Annotated in this window: 24 protein-coding genes; 5 read left to right on the forward strand and 19 right to left on the reverse strand. The window is 71.4% G+C overall.

The genetic code is table 11. From position 1 onward, the window contains the following. The first annotated feature begins 14 nt into the window (after positions 1–14). Complete coding sequence (locus BEI_RS16665) at positions 15–401, forward strand: RidA family protein (RefSeq protein ID WP_097790561.1); 387 nt, start codon at positions 15–17, stop codon at positions 399–401. An 80-nt stretch (positions 402–481) separates the two neighbouring features. Here BEI_RS16665 and BEI_RS16670 read toward each other — a convergent pair whose 3' ends face one another. Both BEI_RS16670 and aptA read right to left on the reverse strand, forming a co-directional pair. Then, positions 482–1,969, reverse strand: coding sequence for a CoA-acylating methylmalonate-semialdehyde dehydrogenase (locus BEI_RS16670; RefSeq protein ID WP_097790562.1), 1,488 nt, complete (start codon positions 1,967–1,969; stop codon positions 482–484). Positions 1,970–2,093: 124 nt separating this feature from the next. Beyond that, positions 2,094–3,443, reverse strand: a complete 1,350-nt coding sequence (aptA, locus tag BEI_RS16675; RefSeq protein WP_097790563.1) for an omega-aminotransferase AptA — start codon at positions 3,441–3,443, stop codon at positions 2,094–2,096. 213 nt (positions 3,444–3,656) lie between these two features. Here aptA and BEI_RS16680 point away from each other — a divergent pair, with 213 nt between their 5' ends. After that, positions 3,657–5,087 (forward strand): amidase, encoded by a 1,431-nt coding sequence (locus BEI_RS16680; RefSeq protein ID WP_097790564.1) that lies wholly within the window; start codon positions 3,657–3,659, stop codon positions 5,085–5,087. A 15-nt stretch (positions 5,088–5,102) separates the two neighbouring features. On the opposite strand, the gene BEI_RS16685 is transcribed toward BEI_RS16680, so the two are convergent. From BEI_RS16685 to BEI_RS16760, 16 genes are all read right to left on the reverse strand, one after another. Then, positions 5,103–5,738: a DapH/DapD/GlmU-related protein gene (locus BEI_RS16685; RefSeq protein ID WP_097790565.1), complete on the reverse strand. Its 636-nt coding sequence runs from the start codon at positions 5,736–5,738 to the stop codon at positions 5,103–5,105. Beyond that, positions 5,735–6,532 carry a phosphonate metabolism protein PhnP gene (phnP, locus tag BEI_RS16690; RefSeq protein ID WP_097791137.1) on the reverse strand — a complete coding sequence of 266 codons (798 nt, stop codon included), beginning with the start codon at positions 6,530–6,532 and terminating at the stop codon, positions 5,735–5,737. Before phnP ends, BEI_RS16685 begins: the two co-directional genes overlap by 4 nt. Then, a complete protein-coding gene (gene phnN / locus BEI_RS16695) occupies positions 6,529–7,071 on the reverse strand; it encodes a ribose 1,5-bisphosphokinase (RefSeq protein ID WP_097790566.1) in 543 nt (180 codons plus the stop codon). Before phnN ends, phnP begins: the two co-directional genes overlap by 4 nt. Further along, a complete protein-coding gene (locus BEI_RS16700; RefSeq protein WP_097790567.1) occupies positions 7,071–8,219 on the reverse strand; it encodes an alpha-D-ribose 1-methylphosphonate 5-triphosphate diphosphatase in 1,149 nt (382 codons plus the stop codon). The genes phnN and BEI_RS16700 overlap by 1 nt, the downstream gene beginning before the upstream one ends. Next, positions 8,219–8,965: a phosphonate C-P lyase system protein PhnL gene (phnL, locus tag BEI_RS16705; protein ID WP_227644506.1), complete on the reverse strand. Its 747-nt coding sequence runs from the start codon at positions 8,963–8,965 to the stop codon at positions 8,219–8,221. The genes BEI_RS16700 and phnL overlap by 1 nt, the downstream gene beginning before the upstream one ends. A gap of 10 nt (positions 8,966–8,975) precedes the next feature. Then, entirely contained in the window at positions 8,976–9,764 is a 789-nt protein-coding gene (gene phnK, locus BEI_RS16710) for a phosphonate C-P lyase system protein PhnK (protein ID WP_097790568.1), read from the reverse strand. After that, a complete protein-coding gene (locus BEI_RS16715; RefSeq protein WP_097790569.1) occupies positions 9,761–10,594 on the reverse strand; it encodes an alpha-D-ribose 1-methylphosphonate 5-phosphate C-P-lyase PhnJ in 834 nt (277 codons plus the stop codon). The genes phnK and BEI_RS16715 overlap by 4 nt, the downstream gene beginning before the upstream one ends. Then, a complete protein-coding gene (locus tag BEI_RS16720) occupies positions 10,591–11,760 on the reverse strand; it encodes a carbon-phosphorus lyase complex subunit (protein ID WP_097790570.1) in 1,170 nt (389 codons plus the stop codon). The genes BEI_RS16715 and BEI_RS16720 overlap by 4 nt, the downstream gene beginning before the upstream one ends. Further along, the gene (gene phnH, locus BEI_RS16725) at positions 11,745–12,374 is read right to left on the reverse strand and encodes a phosphonate C-P lyase system protein PhnH (RefSeq protein WP_227644507.1); all 630 of its coding nucleotides are present in this window, start codon (positions 12,372–12,374) and stop codon (positions 11,745–11,747) included. The genes BEI_RS16720 and phnH overlap by 16 nt, the downstream gene beginning before the upstream one ends. Continuing rightward, complete coding sequence (gene phnG, locus BEI_RS16730) at positions 12,374–12,808, reverse strand: phosphonate C-P lyase system protein PhnG (RefSeq protein ID WP_097790571.1); 435 nt, start codon at positions 12,806–12,808, stop codon at positions 12,374–12,376. Before phnG ends, phnH begins: the two co-directional genes overlap by 1 nt. Then, entirely contained in the window at positions 12,805–13,566 is a 762-nt protein-coding gene (gene phnF / locus BEI_RS16735) for a phosphonate metabolism transcriptional regulator PhnF (protein WP_097790572.1), read from the reverse strand. The genes phnG and phnF overlap by 4 nt, the downstream gene beginning before the upstream one ends. A gap of 39 nt (positions 13,567–13,605) precedes the next feature. Then, positions 13,606–14,394 carry a phosphonate ABC transporter, permease protein PhnE gene (gene phnE, locus BEI_RS16740; RefSeq protein ID WP_097790573.1) on the reverse strand — a complete coding sequence of 263 codons (789 nt, stop codon included), beginning with the start codon at positions 14,392–14,394 and terminating at the stop codon, positions 13,606–13,608. A gap of 61 nt (positions 14,395–14,455) precedes the next feature. Beyond that, positions 14,456–15,475 (reverse strand): phosphonate ABC transporter substrate-binding protein, encoded by a 1,020-nt coding sequence (gene phnD, locus BEI_RS16745; RefSeq protein WP_097790574.1) that lies wholly within the window; start codon positions 15,473–15,475, stop codon positions 14,456–14,458. A 35-nt stretch (positions 15,476–15,510) separates the two neighbouring features. Next, positions 15,511–16,335: a phosphonate ABC transporter ATP-binding protein gene (gene phnC, locus BEI_RS16750; RefSeq protein WP_097790575.1), complete on the reverse strand. Its 825-nt coding sequence runs from the start codon at positions 16,333–16,335 to the stop codon at positions 15,511–15,513. Positions 16,336–16,590: 255 nt separating this feature from the next. Further along, on the reverse strand, positions 16,591–17,043 hold the full coding sequence (locus tag BEI_RS16755) for a universal stress protein (RefSeq protein WP_097790576.1): 453 nt from the start codon (positions 17,041–17,043) through the stop codon (positions 16,591–16,593). A 122-nt stretch (positions 17,044–17,165) separates the two neighbouring features. After that, a complete protein-coding gene (locus BEI_RS16760; protein WP_097790577.1) occupies positions 17,166–17,399 on the reverse strand; it encodes a hypothetical protein in 234 nt (77 codons plus the stop codon). Between the two features lie 120 nt (positions 17,400–17,519). Here BEI_RS16760 and BEI_RS16765 point away from each other — a divergent pair, with 120 nt between their 5' ends. Together BEI_RS16765 and rapA are read left to right on the forward strand one after the other, a co-directional pair. Continuing rightward, positions 17,520–18,320 (forward strand): TlpA family protein disulfide reductase, encoded by an 801-nt coding sequence (locus tag BEI_RS16765; protein WP_097790578.1) that lies wholly within the window; start codon positions 17,520–17,522, stop codon positions 18,318–18,320. Positions 18,321–18,429: 109 nt separating this feature from the next. Next, entirely contained in the window at positions 18,430–21,378 is a 2,949-nt protein-coding gene (gene rapA, locus BEI_RS16770; protein ID WP_097790579.1) for an RNA polymerase-associated protein RapA, read from the forward strand. 98 nt (positions 21,379–21,476) lie between these two features. On the opposite strand, the gene BEI_RS16775 is transcribed toward rapA, so the two are convergent. Beyond that, positions 21,477–22,382, reverse strand: a complete 906-nt coding sequence (locus tag BEI_RS16775; RefSeq protein WP_097790580.1) for a TIGR01777 family oxidoreductase — start codon at positions 22,380–22,382, stop codon at positions 21,477–21,479. 93 nt (positions 22,383–22,475) lie between these two features. Between BEI_RS16775 and BEI_RS16780 the strand changes: the two genes are divergently transcribed. Next, positions 22,476–23,531 carry an NAD(P)/FAD-dependent oxidoreductase gene (locus BEI_RS16780; RefSeq protein WP_097790581.1) on the forward strand — a complete coding sequence of 352 codons (1,056 nt, stop codon included), beginning with the start codon at positions 22,476–22,478 and terminating at the stop codon, positions 23,529–23,531.

Below are 23,531 nucleotides of genomic sequence, written 5' to 3' on the forward strand. Positions count from 1 at the left end.
CGAGACACCGACCGATGATTCATCCCGTACGCACCGACCTCTTCGCCTCCAAGGCGCCCCTGGAATGGGCCGTCGTCGGCAACGGCATCCTGTTCACCGCCCAGATCCCCATCGGTGCCGATGGCCAGGTGGTGGAAGGCGGCATCGAGGCCCAGACTCGCCAGACCCTGGACAACCTGGTCCACACCCTGGAGAAGGCGGGCGCCGGCCCGGAGGCCCTGACCCAGGTGCTGATCTACGTCACCGCCCGGGAGGACCTGGCCACGGTCAACCGGGTCTACGCCGAGTACGTCCGCGAGCCCTACCCCAACCGGGCCGCCATCATCGTCTCCGGCTTCGCCCGGGAAGAGATGCTCGTCGAGATGGTGGCCTATGCCGCCGTCGCGCCAGGCGAGGCCTGAGGCGCCAGGCCCGCCTCCGGCAACACCGGGGCGACATCCGCGGGGGAGGCCTGGGTCTCCCCCGTGGCGTGCCGGACTCCTCAGGAAGGAAAGGCGAACTCCGCCTGACCGGCCTCGTAGCGGGACGGCCAACGCTGGGAGATCGCCTTGCGGCGGGTGTAGAAGCGCACCGCATCGGGGCCGTAGGCATGCAGGTCGCCGAACAGCGAGCGCTTCCAGCCGCCGAAGCTGTGATGGGCCACCGGCACGGGCAGCGGCACGTTGATGCCCACCATGCCCACCTCGATGGCGTCAGCGAAGCGCCGGGCCGCCTCGCCGTCACGGGTGAACAGGCAGGTGCCGTTGCCGTATTCATGGGCATTGGTCAGGGCGATGGCCTCGTCGAGGCTCGCGACGCGCACCACGCACAGCACCGGGCCGAAGATTTCCTCCCGGTAGAGCCGCATCGCCGGGGTCACCCGGTCGAACAGGCAGCCGCCGACGAAGAAACCGTCCTCGTGTCCGGGTACGCGCAGGCTCCGCCCATCGGCCACCAGCTCGGCGCCCTCGGCCAGGCCGTCCTCGATGTGGCCCAGCACCCGATCGCGATGCTCGGCGGTGACCAGCGGGCCCATGTCCAGGCCGGGCGCGGTGCCGGGCCCGATCCTGAGGGCATCGATCCTCGGCTTGAGCGCTTCCACCAGCCGGTCGGCGGTATCGTCGCCCACGCACACCGCCACCGAGATCGCCATGCAGCGCTCCCCGGCGCTGCCGTAGGCCGCCCCCATCAGGGTGCCGGCGGCGTTGTCGATGTCGGCGTCCGGCAGCACCACGGCATGGTTCTTGGCCCCGCCCAGGGCCTGGACGCGTTTTCCGGCGGCCGCCCCCCGGGCATAGAGCGCCTCGGCGATGGGGGTGGAGCCGACGAAGGACACCGCCTTGATCGACGGGGCATCGAGCAGCGCCTCCACGGTCTCGCGCCCGCCCTGCACCACGTTCATCACGCCCCGGGGCAGGCCGGCCTCCTCGAGCAGCTCGGCCACCGCCAATGCCGCGGAGGGCGCCTTCTCCGAAGGCTTGAGGATGAAGGCATTGCCGCAGGCGATGGCCAGGGGATACATCCACAGCGGCACCATGGCCGGGAAGTTGAAGGGCGTGATGCCCGCCACCACGCCGAGCGGCCGGAAGTTCGACCAGGCGTCGATACCGGGACCGACGTTGTGGGAATACTCGCCCTTGAGCAGCTCCGGCACCCCGCAGGCGTACTCGACGTTCTCGATGCCGCGGCGCAGCTCGCCCCGGGCGTCCTCCAGGGTCTTGCCGTGCTCCTCGCTGACCAGGTGGACCAGCCGGTCGGCATGGGTCTCGAGCAGCCGCTTGAAGCGGTACATCACCTGGGCGCGCCTGGCCGGCGGGGTGTCGCGCCAGGCCGGGAAGGCGGCCTCGGCGGCGGCGATCGCCCGCGCGACGGTGGCGGCGTCGCCGTCGGCGACATCGCGAATGGTCTCGCCGGTGGCGGGATTGCTGACCGGCAGGCTGCGCTCGCCGGTCAGGCGCTCGCCGTCGATCCAGTGGGGGATCCGGGTCATGAAGTGATCTCCTGTCATGAGGGGGGGAAATGCGTCGATGGGGGCCGCCCCGGCATCGGGGCGGCCGGCCCGCACCGCCACGGCGGTGCGGGTCTGAAGACGTCGTCGGAACGAACCGGCCTGACTAGTCGAGCCGGTCCAGGGTGGTGGCCACGGCGTCGAAGAGCCGCTCCAGTTCGGCCGCGGTGCTGGCGAAGGGCGGGCCGAACTGCAGGGTGTCGCCGCCGTAGCGGACATAGAAGCCGGCCTCCCAGAGCGCCAGGTGGGCGTCCCGGGGGCGAATCGTCGGATCGCCGTCTCGGGGCGCCAACTGGATGGCGCCGGCCAGCCCGTAGTTGCGGATGTCCACCACGTGAGGCCGGCCCTTGAGGGCATGCAGCCGGTCCTCGAAGGCCGGGGCGATGGCCCGCACCTGGGCCGGGAAATCCTCGCGCTCGAACAGCTCGAGGGCGGCCCTGCCCGCGGCGCAGGCCACCGGGTGGGCGCTGTAGGTGTAGCCGTGGGGGAACTCGATGGCATGGCGGGGCCCGCCGCCGGCCATGAAGGCATCGTGGATCTCGCGGGAGGCGATCACCGCTCCCATCGGCACGGCGCCGTTGGTGAGCTGCTTGGCCACCGTCATCAGGTCCGGCGTCACGCCGAAGGCTTCCGCGCCGGTGCGTGCCCCGCTGCGGCCGAAGGCGGTGATCACCTCGTCGAAGATCAACAGGATGTCATGGGCGGTGCAGATCTCGCGGAGGCGTTCCAGGTAGCCCCGGGGAGGCACGATCACCCCCGCCGAGCCGGACATGGGCTCGACGATCACCGCGCCGATGGTCGAGGCGTCATGCAGGGCGATCTGCTCGAGCAGGGCGTCGGCGAGTTCGGCGCCCGTCTCGGCCTGGCCACGGGTGAAGCGTCGATCGGCCTGCAGGGTATGCGGCAGGTGGCTGGCATCGAGCAGCGGCCCGTAGTGCTTGCGGTTGGGGCCGATGCCGCCGAGGCTGGTGCCGCCGATGTTGACGCCGTGGTAGCCCTTGGCGCGGCCGATCAGCCGGGTCTTCTCGGGACGCCCCTTCAGCCGCCAGTAGGCCTTGGCCATCTTGAGGGCGGTGTCGGCGGACTCGGAGCCGGAGTCGGTGAAGAAGACGTGATCGAGCCCCGGTGGCGTCAGCGAGGCGACCCTCTCGGCCAGCGCGAAGGCCAGCGGGTGACCGACCTGGAAACCGGGCGCGTAGTCGAGGCGGCCCAGCTGACGGGCCACCGCCTGCTGGATCGCCTCGCGGTTGTGGCCGGCCCCGCAGGTCCAGAGCCCCGAGAGCGAGTCGAACAGCCGCCGACCGCGGTCGTCGATGAAGTAACGCCCCTCGGCGGCGACGATCATCCGCGGGTGATCGCGGAAGTCCCGGTTGGCACTGAACGGCATCCAGTAGTGGTCGTTCAGCCGGGTCGGCCCATCGGCCACGGGATCCCGGTAGGTGTCCGGCTCCAGCATGGTTCGGCTCCTGTCGAGTAAGGGACACCCTCAGCATGGCCCCGGCGACAGATTGGTAAAACCGTACATTACTGTCGTTAACGTCAGGCTTGACTAACGTTATCCCCTCGACCTGCCGAATGCCGCTCCCATCGGCCACACTGAAGGCAGGCGCGGCGCTCCGGGGTGCCCTTGCCGTGATGCCGAATGTCGCCGACGCCGAGGAGTGCCGCCATGTCATCCCCCCGGCCATACGAGAGCCTGATCTCCCTGTCCGCGACCGAGGCCCTCAAGCGGTTCCGCCGCGGCGCCCTCTCGCCGCTGGCGCTGGTCGAGGACTGCCTGGCCCGCATCGAGCGCGAGAACCCCGCGATCAACGCCTTCGCCCACCTGTCGCCGGACGCCGCACGGGCCGAGGCCCGGGCGTCGGAGGCGCGCTGGAAGGCCGGCACGCCCCGCGGTCCCCTGGATGGCCTCCCGGTCACCCTCAAGGACATGACCCGCACCGCCGACATGCCGACCCGGCTGGGCTCGCGAACCACGCCGGCCGAGGGCCTCGGGGAGCAGGACGCCCCCGTCGCCGCCCACCTGCGCGAGGCGGGGGCGGTGATCCTCGGCAAGACCACCACCCCGGAATACGGCTGGAAGGCGGTCACCGACTCGCCGCTGACCGGCGTGACCCGCAACCCCTGGAACCCCCGCCTCACGCCCGGCGGCTCCTCGGGTGGGGCCGCCGCCGCCGCGGCGCTCAACCTGGGGCTGCTGCACCAGGGCAGCGACGCCGGCGGCTCGATTCGCATCCCCGCCGCCTTCACCGGCACCGTCGGCATCAAGCCGAGCTTCGGCTGGGTCCCCCAGTGGCCGGCCAGCCCCATGGGCACCCTGTCCCACCTCGGCCCGATCGCCCGCCGCGTCGAGGACGCCGTGCTGATGCTGGAGGCGATGGCCCGGCCCGATGCCCGGGACGGCCACCTGGGCAATCCCCGGCGGCCCGACTGGCGGACGCCGCCGCCTCCCGACCTGCGGGGCTGGCGCATTGCCCTGAGCCTCGACCTGGGCTACGTGGAGGTGGCCCCGGACATCGCCGCCCGGGTGCGGGAGGCGGCGACACGGCTGCGGGAGCTCGGTGCCCGGGTCGAGGAAGCCGCCCCCGGCATCGCCTGCCCCCTGGCGACCTTCAACACCCTGTGGTTCGCCGGGGCCTCCCAGCTGCTCGACGCCTGGAGCGAGGCCCAGCGCCGCCGGCTCGATCCGGGGCTGCTGGACATCGCCCGTCGCGGCGCCACCCTCCCCCTCCGCGACTACCTGGCCGCCTGCCGGGCCCGGGAGCGACTGACCGCACAACTCGCGGACTTCCACCGGCGCTTCGACCTGCTGGTCACGCCGACCCTGCCGCTGTCGCCCTTCGCCGCGGGCCACGACGTGCCCCCGGACGGCCCCTACCAGGAGTGGATGGAGTGGACGCCCTTCACCTATCCCTTCAACCTCAGCCAGCAGCCGGCCCTCTCGATGCCCTGCGGCCTGGACGACCGGGGCCTGCCGGTGGGCCTGCAGCTGGTCGGCGCCCGCTTCGACGACCTGAGGGTGCTTCACGCGGCCCGCCTGCTGGAGCCCCGACTGCCACGCTCCTTCCCCGAGACCGCGTGCCGTGCCGGGAATGAGTAAGCGACTGGCGTCGGCTTATTCCACCGCCGCCAGGAAGGCCTCGGCCCCCTGCTGGAAGAGCGGCAGGCAATCGCGGATGCGCGCCTCTGGCCAGTCCCACCAGGCCAGGGCCTCGAGTCGGTCGGCGAGGGTCGGGTCCTCGAACCGCGGCCGCAGTACCCGGGCGGGGTTGCCCACCGCGATGTGGTAGGCCGGCACGTCCCTGGTGACCACGCTGCCGGCGCCGACGATGGCGCCGTTGCCGACCGTCACGCCGGGCAGCACGATCACCCCGTGGCCGAGCCAGGCGTCGTGGCCGATCATCACCCGGTTGCCCTCGCGCCATTGGAACACCTCCGCGTCCAGGCCCTCGGCGGCGTCACCCAGGCCATACTTGCCGGGCCGGTAGGTGAAATGGTGCAGGGTGGCCCGCCACCAGGGGTGGTTGCTGGGGTTGAGACGCACGCTCGCGGCGATGGAGGTGAACTTGCCCACCCCGGCGTACATCAGGTCGCCGTCGCGCTCGATGTAGCTGTAGTCGCCGAGGGTGACGTGGTTGAGCACGCAGCGTTCCCCGACTTCGGTCCAGCGCCCCAGCTCGGCGGCATGCAGGCGAGCCGAGTCGGCGACCCGGGGGGCCGGGGAGAGTCGGGCGGAGGGTGGTTGGGTCATGAGGCGGTCTCCGTGTCGCAGGCCATGGCTCCGCCCCTCAGCACCTGCAGCGACAGGCCGTCGTGGGCGAGGGCCACCCGATCCGGCAACGACGTGGCCGCGGCCAGTCGCTCGGCGTCCAGGTCATGGCCGATATGGGTCAGGTAGGCCTGGGGCGTCCCCAGGCGCTCGAGGATCTCCAGGGCCAGGGGCAAGTTGTTGTGGTTGCGCGGCTCGCGGTGGGCGGCCGGATGGGTGGCGTCGAGGACCACCAGATCCGGCGTCCAGTCGCGCAGGAAACGCTCGGTCTCGGCGGGCAGGCCGAGGGTGTCGGTGAGATAGGCCAGGCGCCCTTCCCCGTCGTCCAGGCAGTAGCCCAGCGTCGGCTTGCTGTGGTTGAGCGGTACCGGCGTCACCGTCAGCCCCTCCACCTCGAGCGGCCGGAAGGGCTTGAGTCCGGGCCGGAAGTCCAGCACGCCGGGGTGTCGGTAGAGGTCCGCACAGCCGTGGGCGTCCTTGGGACCATGCACCGGGATCGGCGCGCCGGTCCCCCAGCGAAGGTGGAAGAGCCCCTGGACGTGATCGGCATGGTAGTGGGTGAGCAGGATGGTGGACGGGCGCTCGCCCTCGCAGCTGTCGGCCAGGTCGGGGCGACCGGCATCGAGCAACACCCGTCGACCGTTGAGGCGCACCTCGGCACAGCAGGGGCCGCGCCGGTGGCTGGTCAGCACCCGGGCCCGAGCGCAGGCCGGGCAGTCGCAGCCGAAGCACGGCACCTGGGCGCTGTCGCCGGTGCCCACGAAGCGGAAGTTCATGCCCGGCATGCCTCCTCGAGCAAGGCCCCCAGGGCGACCAGGGCGTCGTCCAGGGCGCCACCATTGTCGAGACGGGGCAGCTCGGGCAGGGCCGCGGCCAGCTCGCGATGGCGGGCCAGCCGGGCGGCGATCTGGACCTCGTCCTCGCGGCCGCGGCGGCTAAGCCGCTCGGCGATCACCGCCTCGGGGGCGGTGACGAGCACCGGCATCAGGGTCTCGCCGAAGCGTGCCCGGGCCGCGGGCAGGGCCCGCCGGCTGCCGTTGAGCAGCACTGTCTGATCCCGGGCCAGCCAGGCCTCGAGTTCGATGCCGAGGCCATAGTCCAGGCCATGGGCCTGCCAGGTCAGGCAGAACAGGCCCAGCCGACGGCGCGCGGCGAACTCGTGCGGGGTCAGGGCCACGCCGTTCTCGGTGCCGCCGCTGTCGCGGGTCACGTAGCGATGGGCCACCAGCCAGTCGGGATGGCGGGCCCGGGCGGCGTCGAGCAGGGAGTCCTTGCCGACGCCGCTGGCCCCCATCAGGTAGACCAGGCGGCCCATCAGTGCACCTGCCTGCCGGCGCTCCAGACTCGCTGCACCAGGGGGTGACCGTCCACCGGCTTGACCCGCAGCAGGTCGGCACGCAGTCCCTCGGCCAGCCGGCCGCGATCGTCCAGCCCCACGGCGGCCGCCGGATGCCACGTGGCGGTGGCCACGGCGCGGGGCAGGGAGTAGCCGCCTTCCATCTCGGCGATGCGGAAGACCGCATCGAGCAGCGCCGCTGGGTAGTAGTCCGAGGAGAGGATGTCGAGCACGCCCAGACGCACCAGCTCGCTGGCCGCGATGTTGCCGGAGTGCGAGCCGCCGCGCACCACGTTCGGCGCGCCCATCATCACCGCCATGCCCTGGCGGTGGGAGGCCTCGGCCGCCTCGCGGGTGGTGGGGAACTCGGCCACCCGGGTGCCGTACTCCCGGCTCTCCGCCACGTGGGCGATGGTGGCGTCGTCGTGGCTGGCCAGGGCCAGGCCGCGGGCGCGGCAGCGCTCGGCGATGGCTCGCCGATGCTCGCCGCTGTAGCGCTCGCTGTTGGCCAGCTGCTTGGCGATGAAGGTCTCCAGGGCCTGGTCGTCGAGGCCGTACTTGCCCTGGTAGTAGGTGCGGTAGGCCTCGAGGCTGGCGAACTGACGCTGGCCCGGGGCGTGATCCATCAACGAGACCAGCCCCAGCAACGCCGAGTCGGCCAGCTCGTCGAACCGCGCCAGGGTCTCGGGATGGCAGACCTCGCAGCGCAGGTGCAGGCGATGGTCGACCCGGGCCAGGCCATCGTCGACGATGCCGGCCAGGGCGCCGACCATCTCGTGCAGCGCCCCATGGCGCATGCTCTGCTCGTCCACGTCGCCGATGGCCACGGCATCGAACACCGTGGTGATGCCGCTGGCGGCCATCTGGGCGTCGTGGGCCAGCGCCGCCTGTCGGCTCGGCCAGGCGACCCTGGGTCGCGGCTGAAAGTACTTCTCCATGTTGTCGGTGTGCAGCTCCACGAGCCCCGGCATCAGGAAGTCGCCCTGGCAGTCGATGGCCGTCGTGGTACGGCTGGAGGCGGAATCCAGCCCGGCGATCATGCCATCGCGGATGGCCAGGCTGCCCGCCACGACCTCGTCCTCGAGGATCAGGCGGGCGTTGGTCAGGACCTGTTCGGTGGCGGTCATCACGGCGTCTCCTGGGGATCGGTGTCGGGCAGGCGGGTACGGGCTCGCATGTGGCGGTCCAGGGGCAGCAGGCGATCGGCGACTCGCTCGCGGACGTCCTCGTCGTGGAAGATGCCGAGCATGGCGGTGCCACGGGCCTTGGCCTCGCGGATCAGCTCCACCACTACGTCGCGGTTGGCGGCGTCCAGGGAGGCGGTGGGCTCGTCGAGCAGCAGCAGGGGATGCTCGCCGATGAAGCCCCGGGCGATATTGACCCGCTGCTGCTCGCCACCGGAGAAGGTCCCCGGCGGCAACGACCATAGCCGCTCGGGCAGGTTGAGCCGGGCCAGCAGGGCCTCGGCCTTGCCGCGGGCCTCCGCGGCATCGGCGCCGCGGGCCAGCAACGGCTCCATCACCACTTCCACGGCGGGCACCCGCGGGACCACCCGCAGGAACTGGCTGACGTAGCCGATCACGTCCCGCCGCAACTGGTGCCAGGCATGGGCCGGCAGGTCGGCGAGGTCCAGCTCGCCGTCCTCGAAGTGCAGGCGCAGGCGGCCGCCGGTGACCCGGTAGCTGCCGTGGAGCATCTTCAGCAGGGTGCTCTTGCCGATGCCGCTGCGCCCGGCCAGCACCAGGCATTCGCCCGGCGCCAGGGTCAGCGACAGGTCGCGCATCACCTCCAGGCGCAGGCCGTCCTGGCCATGGAGCACGAAGGTCTTGTCGAGGGACTCGACGCTCAGGAAGGGTTGGTTCATGGCGGTCATCTCGAGCTCCTCAGGGCGTCAGCACCGACGACACCAGCAGCTGGGTATAGGCATGCTGCGGGTCGTCGAGGATCTGGTCGGTCAGGCCGGATTCCACCACCCGGCCGCGGCGCATCACCAGCAGCCGGTCGGCGAGCAGCCGGGCCACGGCCAGGTCGTGGGTCACCAGCACCACGGACAGGCCCAGCTCGCGCACCAGGGTACGCAGCGTGTCGAGCAGCCGTGCCTGCACCGAGACGTCCAGGCCGCCAGTGGGCTCGTCCATGAACACCAGCCGCGGGCGGGTGACCAGGGTGCGGGCGATCTGCAGTCGCTGCTGCATGCCGCCGGAGAAGTGCTGGGGGGCATCGTCGATGCGGCCCGGGTCGAGTTCCACGCGCCCCATCCAGTCCTGGCCGGCGGCGCGCAGCTGGCCGTAGTGCCGCTGGCCCAGGGCCATCAGCCGCTCGCCGACGTTGGCGCCGGCGGAGACGCCCAGGCGCAGGCCGTCGCGGGGGTTCTGGTGGACCAGCCCCCATTCCATGCGCAGCAGCGCCCGGCGCCGTGCCTCGCCGATGGCGTAGAGGTCGAGCTCGCCCTCGTGGCCGTGGTAGAGGACCCGACCGGCGTCCGGGGCCTCCATGCCGCACAGGGTGCGCAGCAGGGTCGACTTGCCGGAGCCCGACTCGCCGACGATGCCCAGCACCTCGCCGGCATGCAGGGTGAAGTCGATGGCCTCGCAGCCCTTGCCGGGACCGTAGAGGCGGGTCACGTCCCGCGCCTCCAGCAGGGCGGGACGCTCGAGTTGCGGACGCTTCATGCCACCTCCTCGCGGCACTTCTGGCAGTAGTCGGTATCCGAGCAGACGAACATGCGCCCGCCGGCGTCATCGGTGATCACCTCGTCGAGGAAGCTGTCCCGGGCGCCACACATCGCGCAGGGTGCGTCCCAGGCCTGGATCTCGAAGGGGTGATCCTCGAAGTCCAGGCTCTCGACCCGGGTGTGGGGCGGGATGGCGTAGAGGCGCTTCTCCCGGCCGGCGCCGAACAGCATCAGCGCATCACTCATGTGCAGCTTGGGGTTGTCGAACTTGGGAATCGGCGAGGGATCGGTGACGTAGCGGCCGTCGACCTTCACCGGGTAGGCGTAGGTGGTGGCGATATGGCCGTGCCGGGCGATGTCCTCGTAGAGCTTGACGTGCATCACCCCGTACTCCTCCAGGGCGTGCATCACCCGGGTCTCCTCCTCGCTGGGCTCGATGAAGCGCAGCGGCTCGGGGATCGGCACCTGGAAGACCAGGACCTGGCCGGCCGAGAGCGGGGTCTCGGGGATGCGGTGACGGGTCTGGATGACGTCCGCCGCGGCGGTGTCGGTGGTGGTCTCGACCCCGGCGACCCGCTCGAAGAAGGCGCGGATGCTCACCGCGTTGGTGGTGTCGTCGGCGCCCTGGTCGATCACCTTGAGCACGTCGTCCTCGCCGAGGATGCTGGCGGTGAGCTGCATGCCGCCGGTGCCCCAGCCGTAGGGCATGGGCATCTCGCGGCCGCCGAAGGGCACCTGGTAGCCGGGGATGGCCACGGCCTTGAGCAGGCCGCGGCGGATCATGCGCTTGGTCTGCTCGTCGAGATAGGCGAAGTTATAGCCATTCATGGGGCCACCTGCTCGGTTTCGCTGGGGGGGTGGGTGTCCGCCGGTGCTTGCGCCCCGCTTCCGCCATCGGCCACCTCGCTGCTGTCCTCGTCGCCGCCGGACTGAGGCTCGCCATGGGCGCGACGCAGGCGGCGCAGCAGCTCCAGCTCGGACTGGAAGTCCACGTAGTGGGGAAGCTTGAGGTGGGAGACGAAGCCCGAGGCCTCGACGCTGTCGGCGTGCGCCAGCACGAACTCCGCCTGCTGGGCGGGGCTCTCCACCGGCTCCCCCAGCTCCTCGGCGCGCAGCGCCCGGTCGACCAGCGCCATGGCCATGGCCTTGCGCTCGTTGCGGCCGAACGCCAGGCCGTAGCCGCGGGTGAACTGCGGCGCCATCTCCCGGGAGCCGGCGAACTGATTGATCATCTGGCACTCGCTGATGGCGATCTCGCCGATGCACACCGGGCCGTCGTGCTCCTCGACCACGATCTCCACCTCCACCTGGCCGATGCGGATCTCCCCGGCGAAGGGGTGATTGCGGCCGTAGCCGCGCTGGGTGGAATAGCCCAGCGCCAGCAGGTACCCCTCGTCGCCCCGGGCCAGCATCTGCAGGCGAGTGGCGCGATCCACCGGGAAGTCGGGCGGATCCCTTGTGATGTCGTAAGGCGCGGCACCGTCGTCCACCTCGCGCTCGATCAGTCCCTCGGCGTCGAGCTGCTCGAGGATCGGCGGACAGGCTTCGAGGGCCGCCTCGGCCCGAGCCGGTTCGGGGACCTCGCCCTCGGCCAGCTGCAGGAAGTCCAGCAGGCGATGCGTGTAGTCGTAGGTCGGCCCCAGCACCTGGCCGCCGGGAACGTCCTTGTAGGTGGCGCTGATGCGACGCTCGATCCTCATGGCTCCGGTGTCCAGCGCCACGGTCTCGGCGAGGCGCGGCAGGGTGGTGCGATAGGCGCGCAGCAGGAACACCGCCTCCACCAGGTCACCGCTGGCCTGCTTGAGGGCAAGGGCAGCGAGCTCTGGGTCGTAGAGCGAGGCCTCGGCCATCACCCGGTCCACGGCCAGGTTCAGCTGGCCGGCGAGCTGGTCCACCGAGAGCTCGGCCCGGTCGCGATCGCCGCGACGGCGATCCGCCAGCCAGCGGTGGGCGTTGGCGATGGCCTGCTCGCCGCCTTTCACTGCGACGTACATGGGCACTCCTCCTGTCGAATGTCGGCAACATTGGCCTCGATGCGGGTGCTGCGGGGCATCGCCGCCAGGCGCTCGCCGCAGGTCAGGATGGCGTCCAGCCCCCGCGGGAAACGGGCCCGGTTGGCGGCCAGCCGGGTCATCAGCGGCCCCGCCTCGCCAAGGTCCAGGCCGCGGGTATCGGGAATGCCGTGCCCGGCCAGCCGCCAGGCATCGCCCTCGGCCAGGGCCTCGAGGACCACCAGCAGGGTGGTGCTGCGGTCCGGGTAGGCGTCGCTGCCCTCGGCGAAGAGCGGAGCCGGCTCGGCCAGGGTGCCCGGGGTGACCAGGGCGAAGTCGGCGTCCTCTGGGGCCGCGGTCAGCCGGCAACCGGTGTGGAAGCTCAGCGCCCCGGTGAGGCCGCCGGCCTCGAGGCCCGGGGCGATCCACAGGCGGGTGTCGAGATCGCACAGCGACAGCAGGGTCGCCCACAGGGCCGGGCCGATGGCCGCGTCCTCGGGCACCGCCGGCGCCGCGGCGACGTGCAGGGTCCCCGGCTCGGCCATGGCGGCGAGTACTCGGCGGAAGTGGCGTTGCCCGTCGTGGACGGGGTCGGAAAAGGCAGGCCAGCGCATCATCATTCGCCTCGTACCAGGGTGAAGAAGTCCACCCGGGTCGCCGCCGCGGTGCGCGAGGTCTGCTCGCGGGCCGCGTCCAGCTCCCGGGCCAGGGGGGCCATCAGCTCGGCGTCGATGCGCTCGGCCCAGTCGGGCCGCCGGGCGCAGGCGTCGATGAGGGCGATCAGCTCGGCGTGCCGATGGTCGCGGCCAGCCACCCAGCCGTGGCCCAGGGTGCCGTCGTCGTGCAGCGCCACGCTGGCACGGCTCAGGGTCATCTCGCCGAGGTTGAAGGCATTGCCGGTGCCGCCCATGCGGCCGCGCACCATGGCCATGCCGGTGTCGGGACCGCGGACGCAGCGGTACTCGACTCCGAGGGCCAGCTCGTCCCAGCCCGTCTCCAGGCGGTCTCGGGGGGTCAGCGCCAACAGGCGCTGGCGTTGGGTCGGGTTCATGGGAACACCTCGTCGGGGTCCGTGGTGGGGTGATCGAAGTCGATGTGGTAGGCGAGCCGGTCGGCGCGGGCGCGGCTGACCGAGACCTCCACCAGGCGTCCCGCGGCGTCGACGTTGTCGCTGGTCAGCGCCAGCAGGGGCGCGCGGTGGGGGCACTGCAGCAGCCGGCTGTCGTCGGCATCGGCCGGAAGCGCCTCCAGTCGCACCCGGCGGCGGTGCAGACGCAGGCCGTAGTGCTGGTCGAGCAGCGCCCGGGTGGAGCCGCCGCGGTAGCGCTCGCACCAGCTCGGCACACGCCGGGGATCGAACCAGTGGCGCAGTCGCAGCAGGGGGGCGCCGTCCACGTGGCGCACCGTCTCCACGCACAGCAGGGGCTCGCCATGGGCCAGGCCGAAGCGCTGGGCGATCGCCTCGGGCGGCTCGCGCAGGCCCTGCTCCAGGCAACAGGTCTCGGTGGCCAGGCCCTGCTCGGCCAGGTTGTGGGTCACCTTGCTGCCGGCGTCGACGGCGTAGTCGAGGCGGCGGTCGACGACCTGGGTGCCGCGCCCCTGGTGGCGGGTGACCATGCCGGCGGCGACCAGCTCGTCCAGGGCGCGGCGCACGGTGTGGCGGTTGACGCCGAAGCGCTTGGCCAGCCGGGCCTCGGCGGGCAACAGCTCCCCGGGGCGGTAGTCGGAGCGGACCTCCCGGGCCAGGGTCTCGGCCAGGGCGCGGTAGCGAGGGATGGCAGCGCCGTCGGCGGAGAGTTGTCTAGACATCTTGCCTCCAGGCGAAACGCTTCCGAGGAAGCATCCGTGTCAGATGAAACGCTTGCGCACTTGCTGGGAGGCCATGTCGAGCAGGGTCACCGCGACGATGATCACCAGCATGATGGTGGCCGTCTCGCCGTACTGGAAACCGCGCATGGTCTCCCAGAGCGCCACGCCGATGCCGCCACCGCCGACCATGCCGAGTACCGTGGCCGAGCGGATGTTCGACTCGAAGCGATACAGGCTCACCGAGATCCACAGCGGCAGGACCTGGGGGATCAGGCCGAAGACGATCTCCTCGATGCGCCCCGCCCCGGTGACGCGGATGCCCTCCATGGGCCCGGCCTCGCTGGCCTCGACCGCTTCGGAGAACAGCTTGGCGAGCACCCCGGTGGTATGGATGAACAGCGCCAGGGTGCCGGCGAAGGGCCCCAGGCCGACCGCGACCACGAACAGCATGGCGAAGACCAGCTCGTTGATGGCGCGGCAGGCGTCCATCAGGCGCCGCACCGGATGGTGGACCCACCAGGGGGTGAGGTTCTCGGAGGACAGCAAGCTGGCCGGGATGGCCACCAGCACGGCGAGCAGGGTGCCCCAGATGGCGATCTGGATGGTCACCAGCATCTGATCGATGTAGTGCCCCAGGCTGCCGAACTCGAGCGGGAAGAAGTCGCCGGCCAGGGCGGCCATGTTGTCGGCGTTGGCGACCAGCAGGGCTGGTTGCATCTCGGCGCCCTGCCAGGCCCAGGACAGCACGCCCAGGGTCAGGGCCCAGCCCAGCAGGCTGCCCCAGCCACGCTTGCCGGCGGCGGCGTTGAGGACGGAAGACTGATTCATGTGGCTTGGCTCCAGAGGGGAGGGGGCGAGCCCCTCCCGTGTTCCGGTGGGGTGGGGCGGCTCAGCTGGCCTGGGCGGTGGTGCCGCCCTGCTCCGAGGCCTGAAGGGCCTCGAGGCGCTCGTTCAGCTCGTCGAGGCGGGCATCGAGCTCGACCAGTGCGGCCTCGCGCGCCTCGGGGGACAGGCTGTCGTCGTTCTCGATCTGGGCACGCTGCTTGAACAGCTCGAGCTGACGGATGGGCAGCAGCTGGTCGTTGGTGGAGGGGGCGAAGCCGGACCACTGCAGCGGTTCGAGGATCGCCTGCTGTGCCTCGGTCTCGCCGTAGGCGTAGAAGAAGTCGCGCAGCTCGCCCTTGAGCTCGTCGGTCAGGTTCTCGCGCCACACCAGGGGGTCGGAAGGGATCAGCGGCGACTGCCAGATCACCTTGAGCTGCTCGGCCTTCTCCGGATGGACCTCCTCCAGGCGCTCCATGCTCTCGGTGTTGAAGGTGGCGACGTCCACCTGGCCGTTGGCCACCGACAGGGCGTTGGTCTCGTGGCTGGAGTTCAGGGTGCGCTTGAAGGCGGTAGCGGCATCGACGCCGTTCTGGGCGAAGACGTAGTAGCCCGGCACCAGGAAGCCGGAGGTGGAGTTCGGATCGCCGTTACCGAAGATCAGCTCGGAGGCGTTGCTCAGGACGTCCTCGACGCTCTCCAGTTCGCTGTCCTGATGGGTGATCATCAGGCTCCAGTAGCCGGGGGCGCCGTTGGCGGCCACGGTCTGGGCGAAGATCTCGCCGCCGGCGCGGTCCACGGCCTCCATGGCGGACTTGTTGCCGTACCAGGCCAGGTCGATCTGGTCGAAGCGCATGGCCTGGATGACCGCCGCATAGTCGGTGGCGAAGAAGGGCTCGACCTCGCGATCCAGCGCCTCGGACAGCTCGGCCAGGAAGGGGTCCCACAGCGGGGCCTGGTTCTGGCTCGACTCGGTGGAAATGATGCCGAACTTCAGCGGCTCCTCGGCGGCCACGAAGGGGCTGGCCGCAAGGCCAACACCGGCGATCAGCGGCAGGGTCAGGCGACGGAAGGACGTGAGTGACATGATGGGTCTCCTCGGGTGATGAAGCCTTGCGGGAATCAGCCCAGGGCGCCGACGGGCGCCGCGAGGTCGGTGGCTGGGCTACGGGGCTTGAGCTCGTCGAGCCCGGCGTTGTCGTAGAGCGCAGTGAGACGGGCATCGGTCAGCCCGCCGATGGGCCCGTCGAAGTAGAGGCGGCCGTCCTTGAGGGCGATGGCGCGCTTGCAGAAGCGGCGGGCGACGTCGACCTGGTGGAGGGTGATCACCACGGTGCGACCGTCTTCCTCATGGATGCGCTGGAGGATCTGCATCACCTCCTGGGCGCTGCGCGGGTCCAGGGACGCGATGGGCTCGTCGGCCAGGATGATCTCGGCGTCCTGCATCAGCACCCGGGCGATGGCGACCCGCTGCATCTGTCCGCCGGACAGGGTGTTGGCGCGCTGGTCCGCCAGCTGGGCCAGGCCCACCCGGGCCAGGGCGCGACGCGCCATGGCCCGCTCTGCCTCGGTGAACCGGGCCAGCAGGGCGCGACCCCGGGGCATGCGGCCCAGGCGCCCTACCAGGACGTTGGTCAGCACGCTCAACCGCCCCACCAGGTTGAACTGCTGGAAGATGTAGCCCACGCGGCAACGCTCATGCCGGCGAGCCGACACCAGGCGGCCGGCGGCCTGGACCTCGCGCCCCTGCAGCCGGACCCGGCCGCCGTGGCGGTCCGCCCGGGTCAGGCCGACCAGATGACGCAGCAGGGTGGACTTGCCGGAGCCGGACGGCCCGATCAGGGCGACCATCTCGCCGGCATGGATCTCGAAGCCGATATCGCGCAGGACCGGGCTCCGACCGAAGGTCTTGCTCAGCCGCTCGACGATGATGCTGGGAATCGACATGACGCCTCTCCTCTGGGAATGGCGTCATTGTCGCGGGGGGACATGAAGGCGACTTGTCTAGACAATGTCAGTGCGGTGACATTTTTCGCCTGACAGGGCGCCGTCGTCGGCGCGACCTCAAGAAAAGAAGCTGGAGGATCAGCCACTTGCCAAACGACGTCACGTGCGCGACACACCAGTGACATGGTGTCGTCACGAAGGGAACGACCGCCGCCCCGCGGGGGCGGCGGCCGCCTTACCGGAAGGGGAGCCGCCTCAGGCCACGGTGATCACCGTGCATTCGGCGACATGGCTGACCTTGTGGGAAACGCTGCCGAAGATCATGCCGCGCACGTCGCTCAGGCCGCGGCTGCCCATGACGATGGCATCGACCCCGAGCGTCTTGGCCTCCCTGATGATGCATTTCGCCGGCAGCCCCTGGCGGACCACTTCTTCCACCTGGAGGCCCGAGAGGTCGACCATGTCCTGGACCCGGTCCAGCGCCTGGCGGGCATCCTTCTTGAGGGCCGCGGCCAGCTTCTCCCGGTCCTCTTCGGTGAAGGGTTCCGGCGTGCCGCCGGTGAAGAGCCCCATGTTCTCGGGCGGGAACTCGGCCACCGTCATCAGGTAGACCTTGGCGGAGGAGCCCCGGGCCAGCTGGGCGGCCACGCCCAGGGCCTTGGCGGAATGCTCGGAGCCGTCGACGGGCACGAGAAGCGATGTGTACATGTGGATCCCCTGGCAGACTGCGAAGCGGGGAGGCGCCTGCCTCCCGGTGTCCTTTCAGACTAGTCGCTGAGTCGGCCGGCACCAGGCCTCCCGGCCCGCGGCTTGATCGGGGTCAAGGGGGATCAGTCCTCGACGTCGGCCAGGCGCCTGGCCAGGGCCTTGCGGGCCTTGTTGCGCCGGTAGAGCCGCACCAGGGCGATCCACAGCGCCGCCGCCACCATGGCGGCCAGGGTCCAGCCCTGCCAGGGCCGTGCCGCGTCGCCCATGACGGTTTCCAGGGTGATGATGAGGATGAAGCCCAGGGCCTGGCTGGCAATGGCCAGGGCCCGCAGGGTATCGAAGGCCTGTCGTGCCATGAATGCTCCCGCTGGATGACAGCCCCGCCCGCCGGCAGTAGGCTGGAGTCAGACGAATCCGCCCAGTGTACCCGGTCAGGCCGCGATGCGCCGAGCCGCGCTCGAGAGACCTCCCCCGACATGGACGCCATCGCCCTGGGGCCCGTGCTGATCGCCCTGCCCCGCCTCTACGCCCTCGCCTGCGCCCTGCTGCTGCTGGCGGCCAGTGCCTTCCTGCTGGGCCTGCCCCGGGGCCGACACGCCCGGTGGTTCAACGGCCTCGTGATCGCCTGGCTGCTCGGCGCCCGCCTCGGTCATGTGGCGCTGCACCTGCCGAGCTACCTGGACGCGCCGCTGGACGTCCTCAAGCTGTGGCAGCCGGGCTATCACGGCGCCTTCGGGCTGCTCGCGGCCCTGGCCTGGAGCGCCTGGACGCTGCGCGACCGGCTCGCCGCCCTGCTCGGCGCCCTGGGCCTGACGCTGGGCGCCGCCCTGCTGTGGCTGGCGCTGGTGGTCTGGGCACCGCTGGGCAGCGGCATGGCGCTGCGCGCGCTGCCGGACCTGGCCCTGGAGGACCTCGACGGCGAGACGGTCAACCTCGCCGAGCTCGACGGCGAGCGGATCATCCTCAACCTCTGGGCCACCTGGTGTCCGCCCTGCCGGCGGGAGATGCCGCTGCTGGCCGAGGCCGACGCCCGGGACGGCGTCACCGTGGTGGTGATCAACCAGGGCGAGGACCTGCTGTCGGTGGTGCGCTACCTCGACGCCCGGGACCTGACCTTCGACCATGCCCTGCTCGACCCGCGCCAGACGCTGATGGTGGAGAGCGGCGCCCCGGGCCTGCCCACCACCCTGCTGTTCGACGCCGAGGGGCGGGCCCTCGACCAGCACGTGGGCGAGGTCACCCGAGCCACCCTGGACGCCTGGCTGGGGAACCGCTGAGGAGAGGCTTAAGCCGCGCCCGGCTTTGCTGTAAGATACCGCGCCCTGTCGCCGAGGGCCGGGCGTGGCCAGCGGCGCGAGAACCGATCCCAAGCATCCCCGAGGCACCATGAGCGACTTCTCTCCCGGCCAGCGCTGGATCAGCGATGGCGAGGCCGAACTCGGCCTGGGCACCATCCTCAACTGCGACGCCCGCAGCGTCACCGTCCTCTTCGGCGCCAGCCAGGAAACCCGCACCTACAGCAGCCAGCACGCCCCCCTGACCCGGGTGGTGTTCGGCAGCGGCGACCGCATCCAGTGCGCCGAGGGCTGGCGGATGACCGTCGATGACAGCAAGGAGGCCGGTGGCCTGATCGTCTACATCGGCGAGGACGACCAGGGCGAGGTTCGCGAGCTGCCCGAGTCGCGACTCGCCGACACCATGCAGTTCGAACAGGCCCGGGACCGCCTGCTGACCGGCCAGGTGGATCGCAACGACTGGTTCGACCTGCGCTTCCGCACCCTGCACCACCACCATCGGATCGAGCAGAGTCCGGCCCTGGGCCTGGCCGGCCCGCGCATCGACCTGATCCCTCACCAGGCCTACATCGCCGACGAGGTGGCCCGTCGCCATGCGCCGCGTGTGCTGCTGGCCGACGAGGTGGGGCTCGGCAAGACCATCGAGGCCGGCCTGATCCTGCATCGGCTGATGCTCACCGGCCGTGCCGAGCGAGCCCTGATCCTGGTCCCGGCGAGCCTCTGCCATCAGTGGCTGGTGGAATTGCTGCGGCGCTTCTCGCTGGAGGTCACGCTGCTCGACGAGCAGCAGAGCCAGGCCCAGGGCCCCGGCAACCCCTTCGAGGCCGGCCAGCTGGTGCTGGCCAGCCAGGACTGGCTGTTCGCCAATCCCCACCGCCAGGAACAGGCCGAGGCCTGCGACTGGGACCTGCTGATCGTCGACGAGGCCCACCATCTGGAATGGTCCGAGGAGGCCGTGGGGCCCGGCTATGCCTGCGTCGAGCGCCTGGCCGCCACCGTGCCCGGCATGCTGTTGCTCACCGCCACCCCGGAGCAGATGGGCCAGGCCAGCCACTTCGCGCGGCTGCGCCTGCTCGACCCGGATCGCTATCACAGCCTGGCGGCCTTCCAGGAGGAGGAGCGCCACTACGTGGAGGTCGCCGCCGCCATCGACGCCCTCGAGCGCCTGCCCGGCGAGGCCGGCGAGCGTCGCGCCGAGGATCGCGCCGCCGTGGCCGCGGTGGTCGACGACCCCGACAGCCAGGCGCTGCTCGACCTGCTCGCCCATCCCGAGGGCGACGCCGACCAGCAGGCGACCGCCCGGGATCAGCTGCGCGACCAGCTGCTCGATCGCCATGGCACCGGCCGGGTGATGTTCCGCAACAGCCGCCGGCACGTGGGCGGCTTCCCCGAGCGACGCCTGCACGTCGAGCGCCTGGACCTGCCCTCCCCCTATCGGCGGGTGCTGCGCCGCCTGGAACGCGACGAGGACTACCTGGACGAGCTGCTGATCGAGACCGGCCTCGACCATCCCGAGGTGCTGGTCTACCTGGACGCCATGTACCGGGCGCTCGCCGACGATCCCCTGAACGGCGAGCCCTGGTGGCAGTTCGACCCCCGGGTCACCTGGCTGCTCGAGCGGCTCACCGAGCTCGGCGACGACAAGGTGCTGGTGATCGCCCACGACCGGGAAACCGCCCTGGGGCTCGCCGAGGGCCTGCGGGTGCTGGGCGGCGTGCATGCCCCGGTGTTTCACGAGGGGCTGTCGCTGGTGGAGCGCGATCGGGCGGCCGCCGCCTTCGCCGATCCCGAAGAGGGCTGCCAGGTGCTGGTGTGCTCGGAGATCGGCTCGGAGGGCCGCAACTTCCAGTTCTGCCGTCACCTGGTGATGTTCGACCTGCCGCTGCACCCGGACCAGCTCGAGCAGCGCATCGGCCGCCTCGACCGGATCGGCCAGCGCCACGCCATCGAGATCCATGCGCCCGTCTTCGCCGGCAGCCCCGGCGAGCAGCTGCTGCGCTGGTACCAGGAGGGCATGGACGCCTTCGACGCGCCACACGGCCTGGGCGGGGAACTCTTCGAGGCCTTCGGCGACGCCCTGGCCGACGCGCTGCTCGACGAGGAGAGCCTGGACGAGGTCATCGAGGAGACCCGCGCACTGTTCGACAGCCGACTCGCCGAACGCGACGCCGGCCGCAACCGCCTGCTCGAGCTCAACGCCTGCCGCCACGAGCGCGCCGCGGCCACCATCGCCGCCATCCGCGAGCTGGACGAGGACCGCGCCCTGCGCCGCTACGTGGACCAGGCCCTGGACATCTTCGGGGTGGACGCCCGGGACATCGGGGGCGACCTCGTCCACCTGCGTCCCGGCCCGCAGATGCTCGACGGCCTGCCGGGTCTGGTGAAGGGCGAGGACGGCTTCTCCGCCACCTTCTCCCGGGAGCGCGCCCTGGCCCGGGACGACGTCCAGCGACTGTCCTGGGAGCACCCGCTGGCACGCGAGATGATGGGACGCATCCTGGACGGCACCATGGGCAACACCGCCCTGGCGCTGCTCAAGCACCCGTCGATTCCCGGCGGCCGGCTGATGGCCGAGCTGGTGTTCCGCACCCATTGCCCGGCGCCGAAGCGGTTGCACCTCAACCGCTTCCTGCCGCCCACCGCGGTGCGGGTGCTGCTCGACGAGTCCGGCGCCAACCTGACCGCCAAGGTGTCCTTCACCGGGCTCTCCAAGAACCTGCAGAAGGTCAAGAAGGCGGTGGCCCGGGACCTGATCAAGAGCCGCCACGACCAGCTCCGGGACCTGCTCGACCGCGCCGAGGCCGAGGCCGAGCGGGAGCTGCCGAGCATCGTCGAGGCGGCCCAGGCTCGCATGCGCGGCGAGCTCGACGCCGAGCTGACCCGTCTGGAGGCCCTGGCGCGGCGCAATCCCGCGGTGCGCGAGGACGAGCTCACCGCGCTGCGCGAGGAACGCGCGGCCCTGGATGCGGCCATCGAGGGCACGCGGCTGCGCCTGGACGCGGTGCGGGTGATCGTCACCATCGACGAGAACACCCGCTAGGCCCGAGCCCCCTCGTCACGGGCATACCACGAGCCCCCGCCGGCAGCTTGCCGGCGGGGGCTCGTGGTTTCGGGTCAGGTTAACGCGAAAGGGATTTGCTAGCCCAGGATATCGTCCAGCGCCTCGTCCAGGGTGGGGAAGCGGAACACGAAGCCGGCCTGCTCCAGGCGCTGCGGGCGCATGTCCGCGCCGGTCAGCAGCAGGCGCGACATCTCGCCGAAGGCGACCTCCAGGACCTTGGCGGGGACCGGGAAGAGCGCCGGCCGGTGAAGGTGGCGCGCCAGGCTCCGGGTGAACTCGGCGTTGGTCACCGGATTCGGCGCGCTGCCGTTGAAGGCGCCTTCCAGGTCGTCCCGCTCGATCAGGAAGAGGATCATGCTCACCAGGTCCTGGCGATGCACCCAGGGCATGTACTGGCGGCCGTCGCCGAAGCGGCCGCCCAGCCCCAGCCGGAAGGGCGGCAGCATCTTCTGCAGGGTGCCGCCCCCGGCGTCCAGCACCAGGCCCAGCCGCAGGATCGCCAGGCGAGGACCATGGGCGGTCACCTCCCGGGCGGCGTCCTCCCATTGCCGGCAGAGGCGATGGGCGAACTCGTCGTGGGGCGGCGTCTCCTCGGTGACCAGTCGCTCGCCCTGATCGCCGTAGTAGCCCATGGCCGAGGCCGAGACCATCACCGTCGGAGCCTTGCCCCGGCTGGCCTGGAGCTGCTCGCAGAGACGCACCAGGTCCCGGGTGGCGTTGAGCCGGGAATCGAGCATCCGCTCCTTCTGCGCCTCGCTCCAGCGCCGGGCGGCGATGGACTCCCCGGCCAGGTTGACCAGGGCGTCCGGCGGGGTATCCACGAAGTCCGTGGCGGCGCGCCGAATGTCGACGCCTTCGGGCAGGCGCAGCCTGGCCCGGGCCGGATCCCGAGACACGACCTGTATCCGGTGGCCGGCGTCCGCCAGCCGCCGGCACAGGGCCTGGCCGACGAAGCCGCTGCCCCCGGTGATCAATACGCGCATGCCGACTCTCCCTTCGCTGATGCCGTGGTGTTATACAAGCGTTATACACCTCTGCTAGTCTAGCGGTAAATCCGGCCGACTGCATGAGCTCCCATGACCGCAAACCTGCCTTCCCATGCCGTGATCGGCGCCGGCATCGCCGGACTGGCCTGCGCCCGGGTCCTGGCCGCCGCCGGCCATGGCGTGACCGTCTTCGACAAGGGGCGGGGCCCCGGCGGACGGATGTCGAGCCGACGCCTGGAGGACGCCATCGTCGAGCTGGGCGCCCAGAGCCTGCGTGCCGGGGACTCGCGCTTTCGGGCCGAGGTCGCGGCCTGGGAACGGGCCGGGGTGGTCGCCCCCTGGCCCCGGGAGCTCTGGCGGCTGGAGGCCGGCCGCCTGCGGCGCCTGGCAGATGGCCGGCCGCGCCATACCGGCGTGCCACGCATGAGCGCCGTGACCCGGCACCTGGCCAGGGGCCTGGCGCTGCGGGTCTCGACACGCATCGACGGCCTGGCGCGGGACGCGGCGGGCTGGTGGTTGCGCGACCAGGCCGGGGCGCGTCACGGCCCCTTCGCCTCGGCGATCCTGGCCGTGCCGACGCCCCAGGCCGAGGCCCTGGCGGCACCCCACGCCCCGGACCTGGCCGCCGAGTGTCGCGGGATTGCCCAGCGTGCCTGCTGGGCGGCCTGGGCGAGCTTCGACGTCCCGCTGGCGATCCCGGGGCTTCCCGACGACTGGCCGGTGCTGGACATCGCCGAAGGCCCCCTGCGGCGGGTCATCCGACATCGCACCAAGCCGGGTCGCTCGGCCCAGCCGGAGACCCTGACGCTGCTGGCTCGCCTCGACTGGAGCGAGCGCCACCTGGAGGCCGCTTCCCGGGACACCGCCGCCCGGCTGCTCGATGCCCTCCATGCGGCCCTGCCCAAGGGGGCATTCCTCCCCCTGGCCCGGGCCAGCGACGCGCATCGCTGGCGATATGCCGAACCGGTCGTCGCCCCCGGGGCGGACACGATCCCCGGGCAGGACTTTCGCCTCGACGCCTCCGGCCTGGCGCTGTGCGGCGACGGCTGGCGAGGCGCCCGTATCGAGGATGCCTGGCTCTCCGGCCACCACCTGGGCGAGTTCCTGTGCCGGCACCATGCCGACCCCATCCTGGAGACCCTTTGA

This window comes from Halomonas beimenensis (assembly GCF_002549795.1).
Taxonomy (GTDB): Bacteria; Pseudomonadota; Gammaproteobacteria; order Pseudomonadales; family Halomonadaceae; genus Halomonas; species Halomonas beimenensis.